Source organism: Seonamhaeicola marinus (assembly GCF_008085455.1).
Window position 1 is genome coordinate 1 of the sequence record NZ_VSDQ01000896.1, and the last position, 283, is coordinate 283.

The 283-nt window shown below is 37.5% G+C and carries 1 protein-coding gene; it reads left to right on the plus strand.

The features are described from left to right. Positions 1–283 (plus strand): ribose-phosphate pyrophosphokinase-like domain-containing protein (locus FUA24_RS24695; protein WP_187388393.1); only part of this gene is annotated, 283 nt, incomplete at both ends.

The window sequence follows — 283 nt, forward strand, 5'->3', positions numbered from 1 at the left end:
CTGTACACAAAGCGAAGTTCTTGGTAAGAAAATAGCTAAAGCTTTTGGCGAAGATTTAGGTAACGTAATAACTTCTACATACAGTGATGGAGAGTTTCAACCATCATATGAAGAATCTATACGTGGTGCCAGAATATTTATAATAGGTTCAACAAATCCAGGGCCACAAAACCTCATGGAAATGTTGTTAATGATTGATGCTGCTAAACGTGCTTCAGCAAGACATATAACTGCTGTTATGCCGTATTTTGGTTGGGCAAGACAAGATAGAAAAGACAAACCA